Source organism: Actimicrobium sp. CCC2.4 (genome assembly GCF_034347385.1).
Classification (GTDB): Bacteria; Pseudomonadota; Gammaproteobacteria; order Burkholderiales; family Burkholderiaceae_D; genus Actimicrobium.
Genome location: NZ_CP133777.1, coordinates 614,603 through 629,512 on the forward strand (window position 1 = coordinate 614,603; position 14,910 = coordinate 629,512).

General features: G+C 64.1%; 17 protein-coding genes. 11 read left to right on the forward strand and 6 right to left on the reverse strand.

Annotated features, from left to right (window positions below; genetic code table 11):
- Window positions 1-104 precede the first annotated feature (104 nt).
- Window positions 105-449, reverse strand: a complete 345-nt coding sequence (locus RHM62_RS02890; RefSeq protein ID WP_322124081.1) for a DUF2007 domain-containing protein — start codon at window positions 447-449, stop codon at window positions 105-107.
- Between the two features lie 82 nt (window positions 450-531).
- On the opposite strand from RHM62_RS02890, the gene RHM62_RS02895 reads away from it, so the two are divergent.
- The 6 genes from RHM62_RS02895 to RHM62_RS02920 all read left to right on the forward strand — a co-directional run bounded on the left by RHM62_RS02895 (window position 532) and on the right by RHM62_RS02920 (window position 5,308).
- A complete protein-coding gene (locus tag RHM62_RS02895; protein WP_322124082.1) occupies window positions 532-726 on the forward strand; it encodes a hypothetical protein in 195 nt (64 codons plus the stop codon).
- 108 nt (window positions 727-834) lie between these two features.
- On the forward strand, window positions 835-1,356 hold the full coding sequence (locus RHM62_RS02900) for a TlpA disulfide reductase family protein (RefSeq protein ID WP_322124083.1): 522 nt from the start codon (window positions 835-837) through the stop codon (window positions 1,354-1,356).
- Window positions 1,353-1,610, forward strand: a complete 258-nt coding sequence (locus tag RHM62_RS02905; RefSeq protein ID WP_322124084.1) for a DUF4266 domain-containing protein — start codon at window positions 1,353-1,355, stop codon at window positions 1,608-1,610. Before RHM62_RS02900 ends, RHM62_RS02905 begins: the two co-directional genes overlap by 4 nt.
- A 14-nt stretch (window positions 1,611-1,624) precedes the next feature.
- On the forward strand, window positions 1,625-2,809 hold the full coding sequence (locus RHM62_RS02910) for a DUF3570 domain-containing protein (RefSeq protein ID WP_322124085.1): 1,185 nt from the start codon (window positions 1,625-1,627) through the stop codon (window positions 2,807-2,809).
- A 60-nt stretch (window positions 2,810-2,869) separates the two neighbouring features.
- Window positions 2,870-3,778 (forward strand): FAD:protein FMN transferase, encoded by a 909-nt coding sequence (locus tag RHM62_RS02915; protein WP_322124086.1) that lies wholly within the window; start codon window positions 2,870-2,872, stop codon window positions 3,776-3,778.
- A gap of 216 nt (window positions 3,779-3,994) precedes the next feature.
- Window positions 3,995-5,308 (forward strand): cytochrome c, encoded by a 1,314-nt coding sequence (locus RHM62_RS02920; protein WP_322124087.1) that lies wholly within the window; start codon window positions 3,995-3,997, stop codon window positions 5,306-5,308.
- 106 nt (window positions 5,309-5,414) lie between these two features.
- Here RHM62_RS02920 and RHM62_RS02925 read toward each other — a convergent pair whose 3' ends face one another.
- Window positions 5,415-6,323: a TraB/GumN family protein gene (locus RHM62_RS02925; RefSeq protein WP_322124088.1), complete on the reverse strand. Its 909-nt coding sequence runs from the start codon at window positions 6,321-6,323 to the stop codon at window positions 5,415-5,417.
- 21 nt (window positions 6,324-6,344) lie between these two features.
- On the opposite strand from RHM62_RS02925, the gene RHM62_RS02930 reads away from it, so the two are divergent.
- Window positions 6,345-7,070: an HAD-IA family hydrolase gene (locus RHM62_RS02930; protein ID WP_322124089.1), complete on the forward strand. Its 726-nt coding sequence runs from the start codon at window positions 6,345-6,347 to the stop codon at window positions 7,068-7,070.
- Window positions 7,060-8,892 (forward strand): chorismate-binding protein, encoded by a 1,833-nt coding sequence (locus RHM62_RS02935; protein WP_322124090.1) that lies wholly within the window; start codon window positions 7,060-7,062, stop codon window positions 8,890-8,892. The genes RHM62_RS02930 and RHM62_RS02935 overlap by 11 nt, the downstream gene beginning before the upstream one ends.
- Window positions 8,893-8,915: 23 nt before the next feature.
- Here the strand turns inward: RHM62_RS02935 and RHM62_RS02940 are convergent, their stop codons facing one another.
- The 4 genes from RHM62_RS02940 to RHM62_RS02955 all read right to left on the reverse strand — a co-directional run bounded on the left by RHM62_RS02940 (window position 8,916) and on the right by RHM62_RS02955 (window position 12,646).
- On the reverse strand, window positions 8,916-9,800 hold the full coding sequence (locus RHM62_RS02940) for a DMT family transporter (protein WP_322124091.1): 885 nt from the start codon (window positions 9,798-9,800) through the stop codon (window positions 8,916-8,918).
- A gap of 136 nt (window positions 9,801-9,936) precedes the next feature.
- Window positions 9,937-10,338 (reverse strand): hypothetical protein, encoded by a 402-nt coding sequence (locus RHM62_RS02945; RefSeq protein WP_322124092.1) that lies wholly within the window; start codon window positions 10,336-10,338, stop codon window positions 9,937-9,939.
- A 218-nt stretch (window positions 10,339-10,556) separates the two neighbouring features.
- The gene (locus RHM62_RS02950; protein WP_322124093.1) at window positions 10,557-11,468 is read right to left on the reverse strand and encodes a DMT family transporter; all 912 of its coding nucleotides are present in this window, start codon (window positions 11,466-11,468) and stop codon (window positions 10,557-10,559) included.
- Window positions 11,465-12,646, reverse strand: a complete 1,182-nt coding sequence (locus RHM62_RS02955; RefSeq protein ID WP_322124094.1) for a YbfB/YjiJ family MFS transporter — start codon at window positions 12,644-12,646, stop codon at window positions 11,465-11,467. Before RHM62_RS02955 ends, RHM62_RS02950 begins: the two co-directional genes overlap by 4 nt.
- Before the next feature lie 192 nt (window positions 12,647-12,838).
- Here RHM62_RS02955 and RHM62_RS02960 point away from each other — a divergent pair, with 192 nt between their 5' ends.
- From RHM62_RS02960 to RHM62_RS02970, 3 genes are all read left to right on the forward strand, one after another.
- Window positions 12,839-13,381, forward strand: a complete 543-nt coding sequence (locus RHM62_RS02960) for a DUF3455 domain-containing protein (protein ID WP_322124095.1) — start codon at window positions 12,839-12,841, stop codon at window positions 13,379-13,381.
- Between the two features lie 146 nt (window positions 13,382-13,527).
- Window positions 13,528-14,088: a sigma-70 family RNA polymerase sigma factor gene (locus RHM62_RS02965; RefSeq protein ID WP_322124096.1), complete on the forward strand. Its 561-nt coding sequence runs from the start codon at window positions 13,528-13,530 to the stop codon at window positions 14,086-14,088.
- A complete protein-coding gene (locus RHM62_RS02970) occupies window positions 14,085-14,774 on the forward strand; it encodes an anti-sigma factor domain-containing protein (protein ID WP_322124097.1) in 690 nt (229 codons plus the stop codon). Before RHM62_RS02965 ends, RHM62_RS02970 begins: the two co-directional genes overlap by 4 nt.
- The last annotated feature ends 136 nt before the right edge of the window (window positions 14,775-14,910 follow it).

A 14,910-nucleotide genomic window follows, 5' to 3' on the forward strand; every position in this document is an offset into this window, starting at 1 on the left:
ATGCATGGGATGGTCGTTAGTGGCAATGCCTCGATTATGCACGGATGCGGCACCGGTATTGCAGCACGGCCATGGATCTTGCAAACAGGCGGCTTGCGCGGTCCTCAATCCTGCAGCACAACGCGCCATGCGGAGTGGTAATACGCCGCCGTGCACAGCACACCTGCAATAAAACCGGCCGCCAGCAGACCCCATGACGGCGCCGGCACGACCGCCGGTGCGGCCGCTGCTGATGGCGGCTGGGCCGCATCCCATTGCGCGATCAGTTCTTGCGCGGCACCGAAATCCTGTTCCGCCACCATCACCCGGATCATGCCCGACGCCGGCAATTCGCCGATCGCGCCCTGCAGGTATTCGCCATCGATACGGCCGTGCAAGTGCTGCTGTTCGAGCAGGTGCACGATCATGTGCGCTTCGATGAGGCTGGCAGCCTGGTACAGGATTTTCATGGGCGTGGTCGCAATCAGGAAAGGGACTGGTCATCTTAACCGTTGGCTGCCTGCCCGGTTCTCCGGCAAGGAAACCGGCTGCTTGCGGCCGACACTTGTTCTGGCGCAGCGCCGCCGGTCCACCCGCCAGGTCACTGGTGACGAGTCGTCCGATGTCTTGCCCGGCGCGCTCGGCAAGAACGCCATCCCGCAAGAATGCCAAGGTACTGCCGGGATTTTTTTTGACGATGATGGCAGGCTGGCCACCGCGCCATCGGCGCTGGCATCGTGTTTGTAGGTGTTTTTTTGCTATTTTCCTGGTTTGTCCCTCGACTTGACACAGCTTAAAGTCGGTTAAAAAAAGCTGGCCACAATAACGTTTCCAATCCCTTCCAGGCAGAACAGGATGAACAAACGATTTCCACATGCCGCGTTGTTGATGTCGACAATGATGCTGGCCCTGACAATCCACTTGCCGGTGCAGGCGGCCGAAGTCGGGCATCCTGCGCCGCATTTTGAATTGCCCGGTCGCGCCGGTGCCATCCGCCTTGATGCCTACAAGGGCAAGGTTGTTTATCTGGATTTCTGGGCATCGTGGTGCGGCCCGTGCAAGCAGTCGTTCCCGTGGATGAACACGATGCAGGAACGCTATCGCGAGCAGGGATTACGCGTCGTTGCCATCAATGTCGACCAGAAGAACGACGACGCCAACAGCTTCCTCAAGGACAACCGGGCCAGCTTTGACATCGCCTTCGATCCGGCCGGAAAAACCCCGCTGGTCTACGACAACAAGGGCATGCCCGGCTCGGTGCTGATCGGACCGGATGGCAAGATATTGCTGGTCCACCGCGGTTTCAGGCAGCAGGAACGGGCCGGGCTGGAGCACCAGATTCAGCTCGCGCTGGCAGCTGCCGGGAATGCCAGATGACGTATGCATCGCGGCAGCGACCGGGCGCGACGGCGGCGCTGGTCGTGCTGGCCGGACTCATCGCGCCGGTCTTGCTGGGCGGCTGCAACAATCTTGCTCAGGTCCATCCCTGGGAGAAAGGCAAGCTGGCCAAGGCGGTCATGCGCTTCGACGACAACCCGCTCGAACAGCGTTTCGACCAGCATATCTACAGCAGCAAGGAAGGGGCCAGTGGCGGCTACAGTGTTGGCGGTGGCGGCTGTGGCTGTAATTAAAAGAGGCCAGCTACATGGAGAATAATCGTCCTCTGCAGACAAGCCGGCGCGCCTCGGGCGTGCTGCTCGCCGCGCTGATGCTGCCCGGCCTGGCAGCGCTGGCAGTGCTGCTACCCGCGATCGCCACCGCAGAGAGCGCCCCCGAAAAATCGACGATCGCCATCCAATACGGCACCTACGAAGATCGCCAGCCCGGCTTTGAGCGCGTGACCGTCCACGCTCCCCAGCTGTATGTACAAATACCCGTGGCAAACGATTGGGCGATCGCCGGGTCGTGGGTCGGCGACAGCGTCTCCGGTGCGTCGCCACGGTGGCATACCGAACGCTCCAGCGCCAGCCGCATGAGCGGTTACCGCAAGGCCGGTGACATCAAGGTCACCCGCTATCTGCCGCGCGCTGCGCTTTCCGCCAGCCTTGCGTATTCCGACGAGCACGACTACACCTCGCGCGCACTGGGCCTCGAAGCACGCTGGTCCGGTGACGACAATAATCGCACCTGGACCGTCGGTTACGGTCGCACGCTCGACAAGATCGATAACACCGGCAGCGGCCTCAATACCGCGATCGACCAGCACCGGCGCACCCATGAACTGATGGCCGGTATCACGCAGGTGCTGACCCCATTCGACATCGTCCAGCTCAACCTGACCCGCAGCATGGGCAGCGGTTATTACAACGATCCCTACAAGACGGTTGATCAGCGTCCGGATCACCGCAATGCGTGGATAGCCGTGCTGCGCTGGAACCATTACCTCGGCCAGGCCGACGCCGCATTGCGCAGCAACTATCGCTATTACACCGACACCTTCGGCATCGGCTCACACACGGTCGGTATCAATTGGGCGCAGCCGCTGGGACGCTGGACCGTCACGCCCGGGGTGCGATACACGACGCAGCGTGCTGCCGGTTTTTACCTTGATCCGGTGCTGGATGCGCAGGGCCGCTACGACACCGGTGCAACGCTCGCCAGTGCCGCCGGCATCACCGGCAACAAATCGTTCGACACGCGTCTTGGCAGCTTCGGCGCGGCCACGCTATCGGCCAGGGTCGGCTATGCGATCGCACCGGAGACCGTCATCAGTGTCAAGTTCGAGCAGTACCGGCAGAGCGCGGGCCTGCGTCTTGGCGGCGGCGGCAGTCCCGACATCGCCCCGCTGCAGGCGCGCTTCCTGCAAGTGGGTCTGACGCACCAGTTTTAGCGTCGCGGACGGGATTGCACGATGGCTTGCTGGCACAGCTTACGGTTTGAGTTCACGGCGATGGCGAGTCCCTGCAGCATCGCCATCGATGGCACCGACGAAGGCCGGATGCGCCGTGCGGCGGCCGGCGCGATTGCCGAAGTGCGGCGCATCGAACACAAGTATTCGCGCTTTCGCGACGATAGCATCATTAGCCGGATCAATCGCGCTGCCGGCGGGAAGCCGGTCGACATTGATGCAGAAACCAGCAGCTTGCTCGACTTTGCCGGACAACTCTGGAGTCTCAGTGATGGCTTGTTCGACATCACGTCAGGGGTGCTGCAGCAGGCGTGGGATTTTCGCCAGGGCTGCCTGCCGGAGGCGGCGTCATTGCAACGGCTGGTGGCGCTGGTCGGCTGGCAGCACGTCGAGCGCGATGGCCGGCAAGTGCGCCTGGCCATGCCGGGCATGACGCTGGATGTGGGCGGGTTTGGCAAGGAGTACGCGGCAGACCGCGCCGCGGCGCACCTGCTGGCCAGTGGCATCGGGCAGGCGCTGGTCAATCTTGGCGGCGACCTGCATGCGTTGGGGCCGGAGGCATCGGAGCGCGGCGTGCCGGCACACCGCGGACGACCGTGGCAAGTCGACATACAGCATCCGCGCATGCCGGCGGGTACGGCACCGGCGCCGCTGGCCAGTCTGTCGCTGACGCGCGGCGGGCTGGCCACCAGCGGTGATTACGAGCGGTTTTTTGTGCATGACGGCCGGCGCTATTGCCACCTGCTCGATCCGCGTACCGGCTGGCCGGTATCGCACTGGCAATCGGTCAGCGTCCTGACGGCCAGCACGACCGCCGCCGGCGCACTGGCCACCATCGCGATGCTCAAGCAGGAAGACGCACTCGCCTGGCTGGCACGGCAGGGCGCGCGTTACCTGGCGGTCGGGCCGGACGGTAGCCTCAGTCGCGATCCGGTGACGACCGGTGCCTGACAGCGCTGCGGCCGCACCGGGATCAACGGCGGACCGCGCGGACAAGCGGTGCGTCAGCAGCACACAGGAGGACGGTTTTCGCGTGCCATGCCGCACTGATCGGCGGCCTGGCTTTTGTGTAGTAGCGGTACCGCCGGCGATGTCGGGGGCAGCAAGATGGTCCGGATTCGACGTCCATGGCTTCTCGTAGCAGCATCACAAATCGGAGTTTTTATCATGCAGATACCTTTGCGAAGCAGCACTCTGGCGGCGCTTGCCGCTGCCGTACTTTCCGTTGCCGGCTGCGGCGGCGACCAGGCAATGACCACCGCATCACTGCGCACCACCGTGATGGATGGACTGGTCAGCAATGCGCTGGTCTGCGTCGACAGCAATAGTAACGGCGTGTGTGATCCCGCCGAAATTCAGGGACGCACGGATGCCAACGGCAAACTGACCTTGTCCGGACCCACACTGGCACTGGCCCGCGCAAAACTGGTCGCGATGGTCGGTACCGATGCCATCGATGCCGATACCGGTCCCGTCAAAACCGCGTACACCTTGCTGGCACCGGCCGGCAGGTCCGACGTCATCAGTCCGCTGACGACGCTGGTACAAACCAGGATGGCGATGGATAACGTCTCCATAGATGTCGCCGAAGCCTGGGTCAAGTCGCAAACCGGTCTGGCCGTGTCGGCATTCGATGATTTCATTGCCAAACGCGGGACCAGCCTGGAGCACAAGAAAGCCAGCGTCATGGCGCGTCTGCTGGTGGTCAGCAATCAGCAATCGCTGACGGCGACCACAAGCCCATCGACCGGGCGCACGGTCCCCGGTACTGAGCCCCGCACTGAGCCCCGCACTGAGCCCGACGATGACAGTGAAAAATGCACGTTGCCTGCGGCGGCTCTCGCCACTGGGACCGGCGACCGTGCCCGGGAAGAAGTGATCCGTCGCGACCTTGCCAACCGCTTGCCTGAAATTGTCAGTGCCTGGAAAACCGTGTTCGTCCAGGAGTGCGCGAAAGGCGACCTGGCAAAAAGCTGTGAGGATTTCATCCGGCGCATTGCGCACGTCGTTTCCAGTTGCAAGCCCCTGCCTGCAGCGGCTGCGGTACCGGCTTCCATACCCGCCGTCGTGACCACGCCCGCACCAGCCATCCCGCCGGTGGCCGCGGCGATGACACCGGCTGCTGCCGTGATTGCGCCGGCAGTGCCGGTGGTTCCGGTAACGCCACCAGCGCCACCAGCGCCAGCACCCGCAGCCACGCCGCCGGTAGTAACACCGGCACCGCCACCGCCACCGCCACCGCCACCGCCACCGGCAGCTTCAGCCCTGTCCGGCAAAGCCTTGTACGGAACCAATTGCGCCGGTTGTCACGGTGCGTCGCCGGCGGCTAATATCAACCGGATATTGAAGGCCGCTAACGCACCGGGTGTGATTACCGGGGCGATCAACAACAATACCGGTGGCATGGGCTTCCTGAAGGGCAGCATCACGACGCAAAATGCGGCCGATCTTGCCGCCTATCTGGCAGCGCCCGGCACCTGACCTGTGCTGACAGGCGCGCTGTAGCCGGAGTGCAGCTGGACTTCGTCCCGGCGCGCCTGTTCCGGAAAGTCACTCCGCCTTCAGGAGCGGCATAAAAATCAACGCATCAGTAGATTTTTTCTACCCGATACCCGCGCCGTGCCAGCAATGCCGGCACGCCTTCCGGTCCGGTCAGATGCAGCAAACCGATTGCCACGAACTGCTTTTTACCGCGCTGTCCCAGCCGCGCGATCGCAGCGGCCAGTAGCGGATTGCGCTGCGCCAGCAAGACCTCTTGCGTAAAGCGCGCTGTCACGGTCGGCTCGGCCAGTTCTTCTGCGGTCAAGCGTTCCAGCGTTGCTCCATCGGCGCGTCCCCAGGCCGCCATCATCGTCGCCGCTTGCTGTACGGTTTTGCCGTCGAGCAGTGACGCCAGACACTCACGCAGATACTGCTCCTGCTGCGCCGTATCGAGCGTATCGAACAGGCCGAACTGATACTCGGCGCTCTCTAGCGCCAGCACCGGTTTGTCCGGCACCTGTGCCTGCAGATGCAGCTCGATGCCCTGTTCGCGCGCATAGCCGTGGCGTTCCAGCGTGAGTGCCAGCAACAGGTTGGCAATGGCCCACGGCTTCATGCCGGCGACGGCCCCCGGTGCCAGGTTCAGCCGGTCCAGCACTTGCTGTAATTGCCGCTGCGTATCGGCCGAAACGACCTGCCCGATGGTCTGTGGCGAACCCAGCATGCCGTGCCGCAAGAACGCTGCGCGCAAGGCGGACTGATCGGCCGGATCAAGCTCAAACACCAGCTGATCGGCCCCGGCGAGGGCGCGCATGACAATCGGTTCGAGCGGATAGAATGACGCCTGTCCGACATGCACGGTGCCAAACAGCCAGACAGTCTGACCATGCTGCGTGGCGCGGTACAAGGTGCCGCGCGACGGGATGGCCGATGCGGGATTGGCGGTCGCCGGTCGCGCCAGCGCGTGACTACAGGCAAGCAACACCAACGAGATAACTATCAAGGCAAGACGCATGCACGCTTTCAGAAAAAAATCATGGGGATAACCTGGCTGTTCGACCTCGACAACACCTTGCACGATGCGTCGCATGCGATCTTCCCGGCCATCAACGTCAACATGAACCGGGTGATCGCGCAGGTGCTGTCGGATGCCGGCGCGCCGGCCACGCCGGCCGATGTCGATGCGGCCCGGATCGCCTATTGGCAGCGCTACGGCGCGACGCTGCTCGGGATGGTCAAGCATCACCAGATGCACCCCGACACCTTCCTGCACGAAGCCCACCTGTTCGATGACTTGGCGTCGATGATACGCGCCGAACGTGGTCTGGCCGGATTGCTGCGCCGCCTGCCGGGACGCAAGATCCTGCTGACCAACGCGCCCAAGCGCTATTCGCAGGACGTGATGCGCCATCTCGGCCTGCAGCGCCATTTTGCCCGCCACGTGGCGATCGAATCGATGCGCGTGCATGGCCAGCTGCGGCCCAAGCCATCGCGGCCGATGCTGCGCAAACTGCTGGCGCGCGAAGGCTTGCAGGCCAGCCGTTGCGTGCTGGTCGAAGACACCCCGATGAACCTGAAAGCAGCCCGCGTGCTCGGTATCCGCACGGTGCTGGTGACCCAGTACCTGCCTGTCGCGCACCGGTCCGGGCCATCGACCTTCGTCAAGCGTCCGGCCGGCATCGACGTCAAGGTGCGCTCCGTCAAACGGCTGGCCGGACACCTGCACCGCTTGCGCTCACGGATTGCCGACCATGACGACTGACCACGTTGACAGTGTTTTTGCATTGCTCGATGACAGCAGTGCCAGCGCCACCGAACCGCGCTCGCGGCTCTACACCGGCTGGCTGCGCACCCTGTCGTGCGAGACGCCCGAAGAGTTGCCGGCATTGCTGGCCGGATTGCAGCAAGCGGGCCAGCATGCAGTGCTGCTGATGACCTACGAACTGGGTGCCGCGATGCACGGCGTGGCACCCCGCGCCGGCACCGGCGCGCTGGCCCAAGTGCTGCTGTTTGCGCGGTGTCAGCAGTTGTCCGCTGCCGCCGCACATGACTGGCTGCAAGCCCGCGCCGGCAGCGCACCGGCCGGCGTCGCCGGTCTGCACGACAGCATCGATGATGCGACCTTCACGCAGCACCTTGCGCGCATCCGCAGCTACATCGCCGCCGGCGATACCTACCAGGTCAATTACACCTACCGCGTGCGCTTCGATGCCTTCGGTACGCTGGCCGCGTTGTATCTGCGCCTGCGCGCGCGCCAGCCGGTGCCGTATGGCGCGCTGGTGGCGCTGCCGGATGGCACGGCCTTGCTGTCGCTGTCGCCCGAGCTGTTTGTCCGGCATGTCGATGGCGCCTTGCTGGCGCAACCGATGAAGGGCACCGCACCGGCCACCGGCGTCCCGCTGCAGGATGCGGTCAGCGCCACCCGGCTGGCCGCCGACCCGAAGAACCGCGCCGAAAATCTGATGATCGTCGATCTGCTGCGCAATGACCTCAGCCGCATCGCCGCGCTCGGATCGGTCGCCGTGCCGCAGCTCTTCGAGGTCACGCGCTTTTCCGGCGTGTTGCAAATGACCTCGACCATCACCGCCCGCCTGCATCCCGATGCCACGCTCGATCAGGTGGTCGACGCGATCTATCCGTGCGGCTCGATCACCGGTGCGCCGAAGTTGCGCACGATGCAGATCATCCGCGAACTCGAACCTGATGCCCGCGGTATCTACACCGGCGCGATCGGCTGGTTCGATGCAGCGCAGACCGGGCAAGGCATCGGTAACTTTTGCCTGTCGGTGCCGATCCGCACGCTGGTGCTGCAGGCGCCGGACGTCAGCGGCGTGCGCCGTGGCGAAATGGGCATCGGTGCCGGCATCGTCTTCGACAGTGTCGCCGCCGACGAGCACGCCGAATGCGCGCTGAAGGCCCGCTTCCTGACTGCGATGCCGAATGACTTCGCGCTATTTGAAACGATGGCGGTCACGCGCGATGGCGGCTGTGCATTGCTGGCGCGGCACCTGCGCCGCTTGATGGCATCGGCCGCGTATTTCGGCTTTGTCTGGAACGAGGAGGCGGTGCGCGCGAGCGTCCTGCAAACCTGCGCCGCACTGCCCGACAACCAGCCGCACCGTCTGCGCCTGGCGCTGGACTGGCATGGTCACTGCATCGTCACGACCGGCGTGCTGCAGCCCTGGCCGGGTGTCGCGCGGCTGCTGCTGGCAGCGCAGCCGACCGCCTCGGCCGACCTGTTCCTGCGGCACAAGACCACGCAGCGCGCGCAGTACGACGCCGCCTGGCGCGCGGCCGAAGCGCAGGGCGCGTTCGACATGCTGTTCTGTAACGAGCGCGGCGAAGTCACCGAAGGCGCGCGCAGCAATGTGTTCGCACAGATCGACGGCCGCTGGGTCACGCCACCGCTGTCGGCCGGCGTGCTGCCGGGCGTAATGCGCGCGCAATTGCTGGACGATCCGCAGTGGGATGCCAGTGAACGCACGCTGACGCTGGCCGATTTGCAGCAGGCCGACCGGCTGGTGTTGTGCAATGCGTTGCGCGGGGTCTTGCCGGCGATGCTGGTTGATCCGACTCTGGAATGATGCGGATCGGTGTCGTTGTCTTGTTACCGCGATTTGACCGGGGCTGAGTTGCCCTGCCCGAACGTCACCAGCCAGGTCGCCAGCACCACCAGCGCACAGCCGGCCAGCGTGGTCTGGTTGATCACTTCATCGAGGAACAGCGCGCCCCACAGCAACGCAAACAGCGGGATCAGGAACGTCACCGTCATGCTGCGCGTCGGGCCGATATCGGCCAGCAGCCGGAAGTACAGGAAGTACGCCACCGCGCTGCACAGCACCGCCAGCACCACGACCAGCATCAGGATGTGCAGCGTCGGTTCGCCGCGCAACGGCGACAGCGGCACCACCGGGATCAGCACCAGCGCTGCGCCGAGCTGCGAGCCGGTTGCCATCAGCCCCGGCGGGATGCCGGCGGCGCGCAGTTTCGAATACGCCCCCGAGCAGGCATAGCAGATCGCCGCCAGCGCACAGGCCGACGCCGCCAGCAACACTTGCGGCGAAAACGTCACCGGCCCGAGTCGCACCAGCAGCGCCACGCCCGAAATCCCGATCAGCAAACCGATGGCCTTGCGCAGAGTCATGGTCTCGCCCAGCACGGCGATGCCGACCAGCGCGCCCCACAGCGGCGTGGTCGCATTGACGATCGCCGAATAGCCGGACGGCAGCGTCAGCGCCGCATACGCATACAGCGCCGCCGGCAGCGCCGAATTGACGCCGCCGATGAGCAGATACTGGCGCCAGTTAGCCTTGAACTGCATGGATTGCCGGGTCGCCAGCATGAAGGCCAGCATCACCAGTCCGGCGATACCGACGCGCAGTTCCGCCGTCCACAGCGGCCCCAGTACGGGGGCGATGACGCGCATGAACAGGAACGACGCGCCCCAGATAGCGGCGAGGGAGAGCAAACGGATCAGATCGATGGGACGCATGGAGTACTCGGCAAAGGGGAGGGCGGGGACGCAGTGACGGCGAACAGTCGCGGCAGGATAGCCGATCAGCGTGTAGCGTGCCGATTCGGCGTGGTCTCGTCGACAAGCTCCCTTCGACAAGTTCAGGGCGAACGGTTTATGGTGCATCAACCTCAAAACCCAAAACCCAAAACCCAAAACCCAAAACCCAAAACCCAAAACCCAAAACCCAAAACCCAAAACCCAAAACCCAAAACCAGACCACCGTCGTATTCCAACCATTACGCTCGCGCAAAGCGAGCCCGACCGTCGCCCAAATACCAAGGCTGTGTTTGGTGTTGAATTCCGCATAAAAGACTGCTGCCGAAATCAGGGTGCCAAAAGTGGATAAGAAGGCCGCACTGTCTGAGCGAAGCGAGTTTGCGGCCTTCCCACTTTTGGCACTCTGATTTCGGGAACCCGAAGGGCAGCGGTCTGCGGTCGCCTTTTTCTTGGTTACCTTCTTTTTGGCGAAGCAAAAAGAAGTGACCGGCTGCCGGGCCGCCCCCGGCTTGGTCATGACGGGGCACCGGCATTTTTAGCACCCGACGGCCATACCGCGCAGTTGGGTGCATCGTCGACAAGCTCAGGGCGAACGGTTTGTGGGGCACCAACCTTAAAACCCAAAACCCAAAACCCAAAACCCAAAACCCAAAACCCAAAACCCAAAACCCAAAACCCAAAACCCAAATCCCAAATCCCAACGCATTGGCTACGAGCCCGCCACCAGCCCGGAGCTCACGTTTCAACCTTCAGCGCGTCTTCCGGCACCGCCTGCGACGCCGACAGCACCAGCCCCATCGCCATCAGCACGATGGCTGCACCGGCCAGCGTCGCCATACCGACTGGTTCACCGAGAAACAGATACCCCCACAGCATGCTAAACAGCGGAATCAAAAACGCCACCGACATCGCCCGGGTCGGTCCGATGCGCACGATCAGCGGAATGAACAGCGCCTGCGCCACGCCCGACGACAGCAGCGCCAGGCTGGTCACGCTGAGGATGGTGCGGGTCGATGGCCACACCGGTGGCAGCACGAACGGCAACAAGGGCAGCATCACCAGCGCACCCAGTACCATCGAACCGGTGGCCATGCCGATCGGATGGATGTGATGACCATCGGCGCTGTACCCGGTCTTGCGCACGATGATGCTGGACACCGCATAACAGGCCGCCGCGAACAGGCAGGCTGCCGCCGCCAGCAGCACCCGGGCATCGAGCACCAGCGCACCGGCCCCGACCAGCACCGCCACGCCGGCAATGCCCAGCGCCAGTCCGGCCAGCTTTTGCACCGAAAGGCGCTCGGACAGCCAGAGCACCGAAAACAGCGCACCGAATAGCGGGCTGGTCGAATTGAGTACCGCCGAGTAGGCCGCCGGCAAATACTGCGACGCGTACGAAAAACACGAGAACGGAATCACCGCCGCGAACACCGCCACCAGAAAATACGGCCGCAGATTGCGCCGCCATTGCATCGGCACACGGATCAGTCGCGCATACGCCAGCATCGCCACGCCGGCCAGCGAGACCCGCAGCAGCGCGGTCATTAGCGGGCCGATTTCGGGCACCGCAATGCGCAGGAAAATGAACGAGCAACCCCACAGCGCCGCCAGAAAAACCAGCTTGAAGACATCCGTCGGCGTCATCATGTGAGCGCCCGTTGGCGTGATGCCAGCAGCGCGGCGACCAGTAGCGCCAGCGCCGAAAACACCAACCCGCGCTGCAGGCCGCCGGGGCCGTCGGCGATCCAGCCGACCACGCCGGGACCGACGATCTGGCCGAACGCAAACACACTCGTGAAGGCGCCGATGCCACCCGACCAGGCCGCCATCGGCGCGTTATGCCGCACCAGCGCGGTCGATGACGCCACCACCGACAGGAACACGCCGCCAAACAGCAGGCCCGAACCGAACACCAGCAGCGGTTGCGCAGTCAGTGCCGGCAGCAACGTGGCGATCGCCAGCAAGCCATTGAGCAGCGCCATCGCCCGTCCGCCGCGACTGCGGTCGAGCAGGCCGGCCCAGATGCGCGAGGACGCCATCACCGCCAGCCCGAGTCCGGTATAGAACAGCGTGATCAGCGACGCCGACATGCCCTGCTCGCGCAGCAGCGCCACGACGAAGGTCATGTAGCCGATGTAACCGACCCCGAACATGAAATAGCCGGCCAGGCCGAAGCGCAACGGTCGCCAGTCGAAGCGGTCATGCACGCTGGCCGGCGCTGACTTGCCATCGATGCTGCGCACCGGCAGCGCCATCACGGCAGTGGCCAGCAAACACATTGCGCCCAGCGCCAGCCAGGCCCATTGCCAGGCGTGCACGCTGCCGTGCGCCAGCGATGCGGTGGCCGGCACCAGCAAGGCTGACAGCACGATGCCAAAGCCGGTGCCGCCGTAATAGATACCGATCAGCAGACCGGCCCGTTGCGGATGCAGCGATCCCAGTCGCGCCGCCAGCACGCCACCGGTGACGAAGATCAGCGCACTGGCAATCCCGGCCAGCAATCGTTGCACCAGCAGGATAGTGGCATCGGTCACCAGTCCCGATCCGAGCAGGAATAAGGCTGTGAGCAAGGCACCGGCCAGCAGCACGGTCTGCGCGCCAAAGCGTCGCATCAGCGCCGGCGTGGCCAGCGCACCGATCAGGTAACCGAGGGCATTGGCGGTGTTCATCGCGCCGGCCAGCAGGTAGGACCAATCGAGGTCGGCGCGCATCGGCGGCAGCAGCAGCGCATAAGAAAAGCGCGACATGCCCAGCGAGACAGCAGCACCGAGCGACAGGGCAAAGGCAATCGCCAGCGGGTGGGTGTGAGCGCGGTCGTTAGGCATCGGAGAAAAAAGGGGACGACAGGGAAGAGGCCGAGTGTAAGGGTTTTCCGATGCGACGTTGCCATTCGGGGCGCGGCAGAGAAATGAATAATATTTTTGCGTTGCTGCATCCGGTCCGGAAAGCCCTGCGTAGTGAAGGGTAAGACGCCGCACTGTGCGCCTTTCAAACCTTAACCCCTCTTGGAGAATTTCATGACCCGTCCACTGATCGCCATTGCCGCCGTTTCCCTTGTTACCCTGTTGTCCGCCTGTTCGACGATGGGCCCGATGTCGATGGCCACGCCGGATGCGCCGGCTGCCGTGACCGTCCCGGCCGGCAACAAGGTGGCGATGATGGCCGTCGGTGCCGGTGACCTGAACTACGAATGCCGCGCCAAGGCCGACATGCCGGGCGCGTTTGCCTGGGTCTTCACCGGTCCTGACGCGCTGCTGCTCGACAAGAACAAGGCCACCGTCGGCAAATACTACGGTGGCCCGACCTGGGAATCGAAAGATGGCAGCAAGGTCAGCGGCAAACAGCTCGCCGTGTCACCGGGCGTCGCCGGCGCGATCCCGCTGCAACTGGTCCAGGCCAGCCCGGCCATGGGTAGCGGTGCCATGACCGGCGTGACCTACATCCAGCGCCTCAATACCACTGGCGGCGTGGCACCGGCCGATGTCTGCAACCAGGCTGCTGCAGGTAGCAAGAAGCTGGTCAAGTACCAGGCGGATTATTACTTTTACAAAGCCATCTGATGGTGACCGGCACAGGATATTTGCGTAATTGAAAGTAGCGATCATCACCGTTATTGTTGGGGCCTTTCCCCTTTCGCGGATTTCCCTGTGCAGACGACTATTGCGGCGACGATGGACGGTATCGCGGCTTCCGGAGGAGGCGCGCGATGCTGACCGCAGACGCCGGTTTTGACTACGAGGCGCAGCTATTTGCCTGCGCTGCTGGCGACGAAAGTGCGTTGCGCCGCTTGTATGACCGCGAGGCGCGCTGGCTGCTCGGCGTGGCGCTGCGCATCGTGGTGCGGCGCGAGCTAGCCGATGAAGTGGTGCACGACGCCTTTCTGCGTATCTGGCAAAAGTCGGGCACGTATAGCCCGGCGCTCGGCTCGGCACGCGGCTGGATTTATAGCGTGGTGCGTCATCGTGCGCTCGACGTGGTGCGTCAGTTGCGCCGCGATCCGGCGCTGCCGGGGGCTGACGACGCGGTACTCGACGACGTCGCTGACGAAGCCGACGATCCGCTGCAAAGTCTCAGCCGCGGGCGCGACAACAGCGCACTGCACCTGTGCCTGCAACAACTCGACGATGACAAGCGGGCCTGCATTTTGCTGGCCTATCTCGACGGCTTTTCGCAAACCCAGATCGCCAGTTCGCTGGCGCGGCCACTGGGTACCATCAAGGCATGGACCCGGCGCGGCTTGCTGGCTTTAAAGGATTGCCTCTCATGAATTTTCAGGACCCCGAACAAGTCAATTTGCTGGCCGGCGAATATGTACTGGGCGTGCTGCCGCTGGCGCAGCAAGCCGCGTTCGAGCAGGAATTGCTGCACAACCGCGCGCTGGTGGTGGCGGTCGGTTACTGGCGCGATCGCCTGCTGGAAATGGCACCACCACCGGTGCCGGTCGAGCCGGCAGCCAGTCTCTGGCAGCGCATCGAACGCAGCTTGCCCGGCCGGGCCGGAGCGCCCGGCCGCGGCTGGTGGAACAGCCTGTCGTTCTGGCGCTTCAGCGGTGCCCTCGGCGTGCTTGCTTCTGCCGTACTGGTCATGAAGCTGGTGGCAGTGGTACCGCAAGCAGCCAGCGCACCGCAATTTCTGGCCGTCCTGCAGGCCCCTGCGACCGGCACCAACTGGCTGGTCGAAGTCGATGATCGCGTCGTGCGTTTGCGACCGCTGTCACCGACTGCGGTGGTGGCCGGCAAGTCCGTGCAATTCTGGACCAAGCCGGTCGGTGCGGCCGGCCCGACCTCGCTTGGCCTGGTACGGACTGACCGGCCGACCGAGATCGCGCGGAGCCTGTTGCCGGGCATGAGTCCGAACCAGTTGTTCGAAGTGACGCTGGAGCCGCAAGACGGATCGCCGTTGCCGCGACCGACCGGGCCCATCCTCGCTGTGGGACGCGCCATCCTGCTTTAGGGGGCGTGTCAGGGAGTGTTCTTGTCCGTGCCGCATCGAACCGCTACACTCTGGCGCTGCGGTCCGGCCACGGATCAGCAACACAAATAAAACCGGAGACCCCACCCCATGCGCTTCCTCTTCCCCGTTGGCAGAT

Excerpts from the sequence above, each read along its gene's own strand:
- RHM62_RS02945 (WP_322124092.1), bottom strand. The coding sequence starts at position 10,338 with ATGACCAAGCCGGGGGCGGCCCGGCAGCCGGTCACTTCTTTTTGCTTC.
- RHM62_RS02920 (WP_322124087.1), top strand. The coding sequence starts at position 3,995 with ATGCAGATACCTTTGCGAAGCAGCACTCTGGCGGCGCTTGCCGCTGCC.
- RHM62_RS02950 (WP_322124093.1), bottom strand. The coding sequence starts at position 11,468 with ATGATGACGCCGACGGATGTCTTCAAGCTGGTTTTTCTGGCGGCGCTG.
- RHM62_RS02965 (WP_322124096.1), top strand. The coding sequence starts at position 13,528 with ATGCTGACCGCAGACGCCGGTTTTGACTACGAGGCGCAGCTATTTGCC.
- RHM62_RS02900 (WP_322124083.1), top strand. The coding sequence starts at position 835 with ATGAACAAACGATTTCCACATGCCGCGTTGTTGATGTCGACAATGATG.
- RHM62_RS02970 (WP_322124097.1), top strand. The coding sequence starts at position 14,085 with ATGAATTTTCAGGACCCCGAACAAGTCAATTTGCTGGCCGGCGAATAT.
- RHM62_RS02910 (WP_322124085.1), top strand. The coding sequence starts at position 1,625 with ATGGAGAATAATCGTCCTCTGCAGACAAGCCGGCGCGCCTCGGGCGTG.
- RHM62_RS02890 (WP_322124081.1), bottom strand. The coding sequence starts at position 449 with ATGAAAATCCTGTACCAGGCTGCCAGCCTCATCGAAGCGCACATGATC.
- RHM62_RS02935 (WP_322124090.1), top strand. The coding sequence starts at position 7,060 with ATGACGACTGACCACGTTGACAGTGTTTTTGCATTGCTCGATGACAGC.
- RHM62_RS02930 (WP_322124089.1), top strand. The coding sequence starts at position 6,345 with ATGGGGATAACCTGGCTGTTCGACCTCGACAACACCTTGCACGATGCG.
- RHM62_RS02925 (WP_322124088.1), bottom strand. The coding sequence starts at position 6,323 with ATGCGTCTTGCCTTGATAGTTATCTCGTTGGTGTTGCTTGCCTGTAGT.
- RHM62_RS02955 (WP_322124094.1), bottom strand. The coding sequence starts at position 12,646 with ATGCCTAACGACCGCGCTCACACCCACCCGCTGGCGATTGCCTTTGCC.
- RHM62_RS02960 (WP_322124095.1), top strand. The coding sequence starts at position 12,839 with ATGACCCGTCCACTGATCGCCATTGCCGCCGTTTCCCTTGTTACCCTG.
- RHM62_RS02915 (WP_322124086.1), top strand. The coding sequence starts at position 2,870 with ATGGCGAGTCCCTGCAGCATCGCCATCGATGGCACCGACGAAGGCCGG.
- RHM62_RS02905 (WP_322124084.1), top strand. The coding sequence starts at position 1,353 with ATGACGTATGCATCGCGGCAGCGACCGGGCGCGACGGCGGCGCTGGTC.
- RHM62_RS02940 (WP_322124091.1), bottom strand. The coding sequence starts at position 9,800 with ATGCGTCCCATCGATCTGATCCGTTTGCTCTCCCTCGCCGCTATCTGG.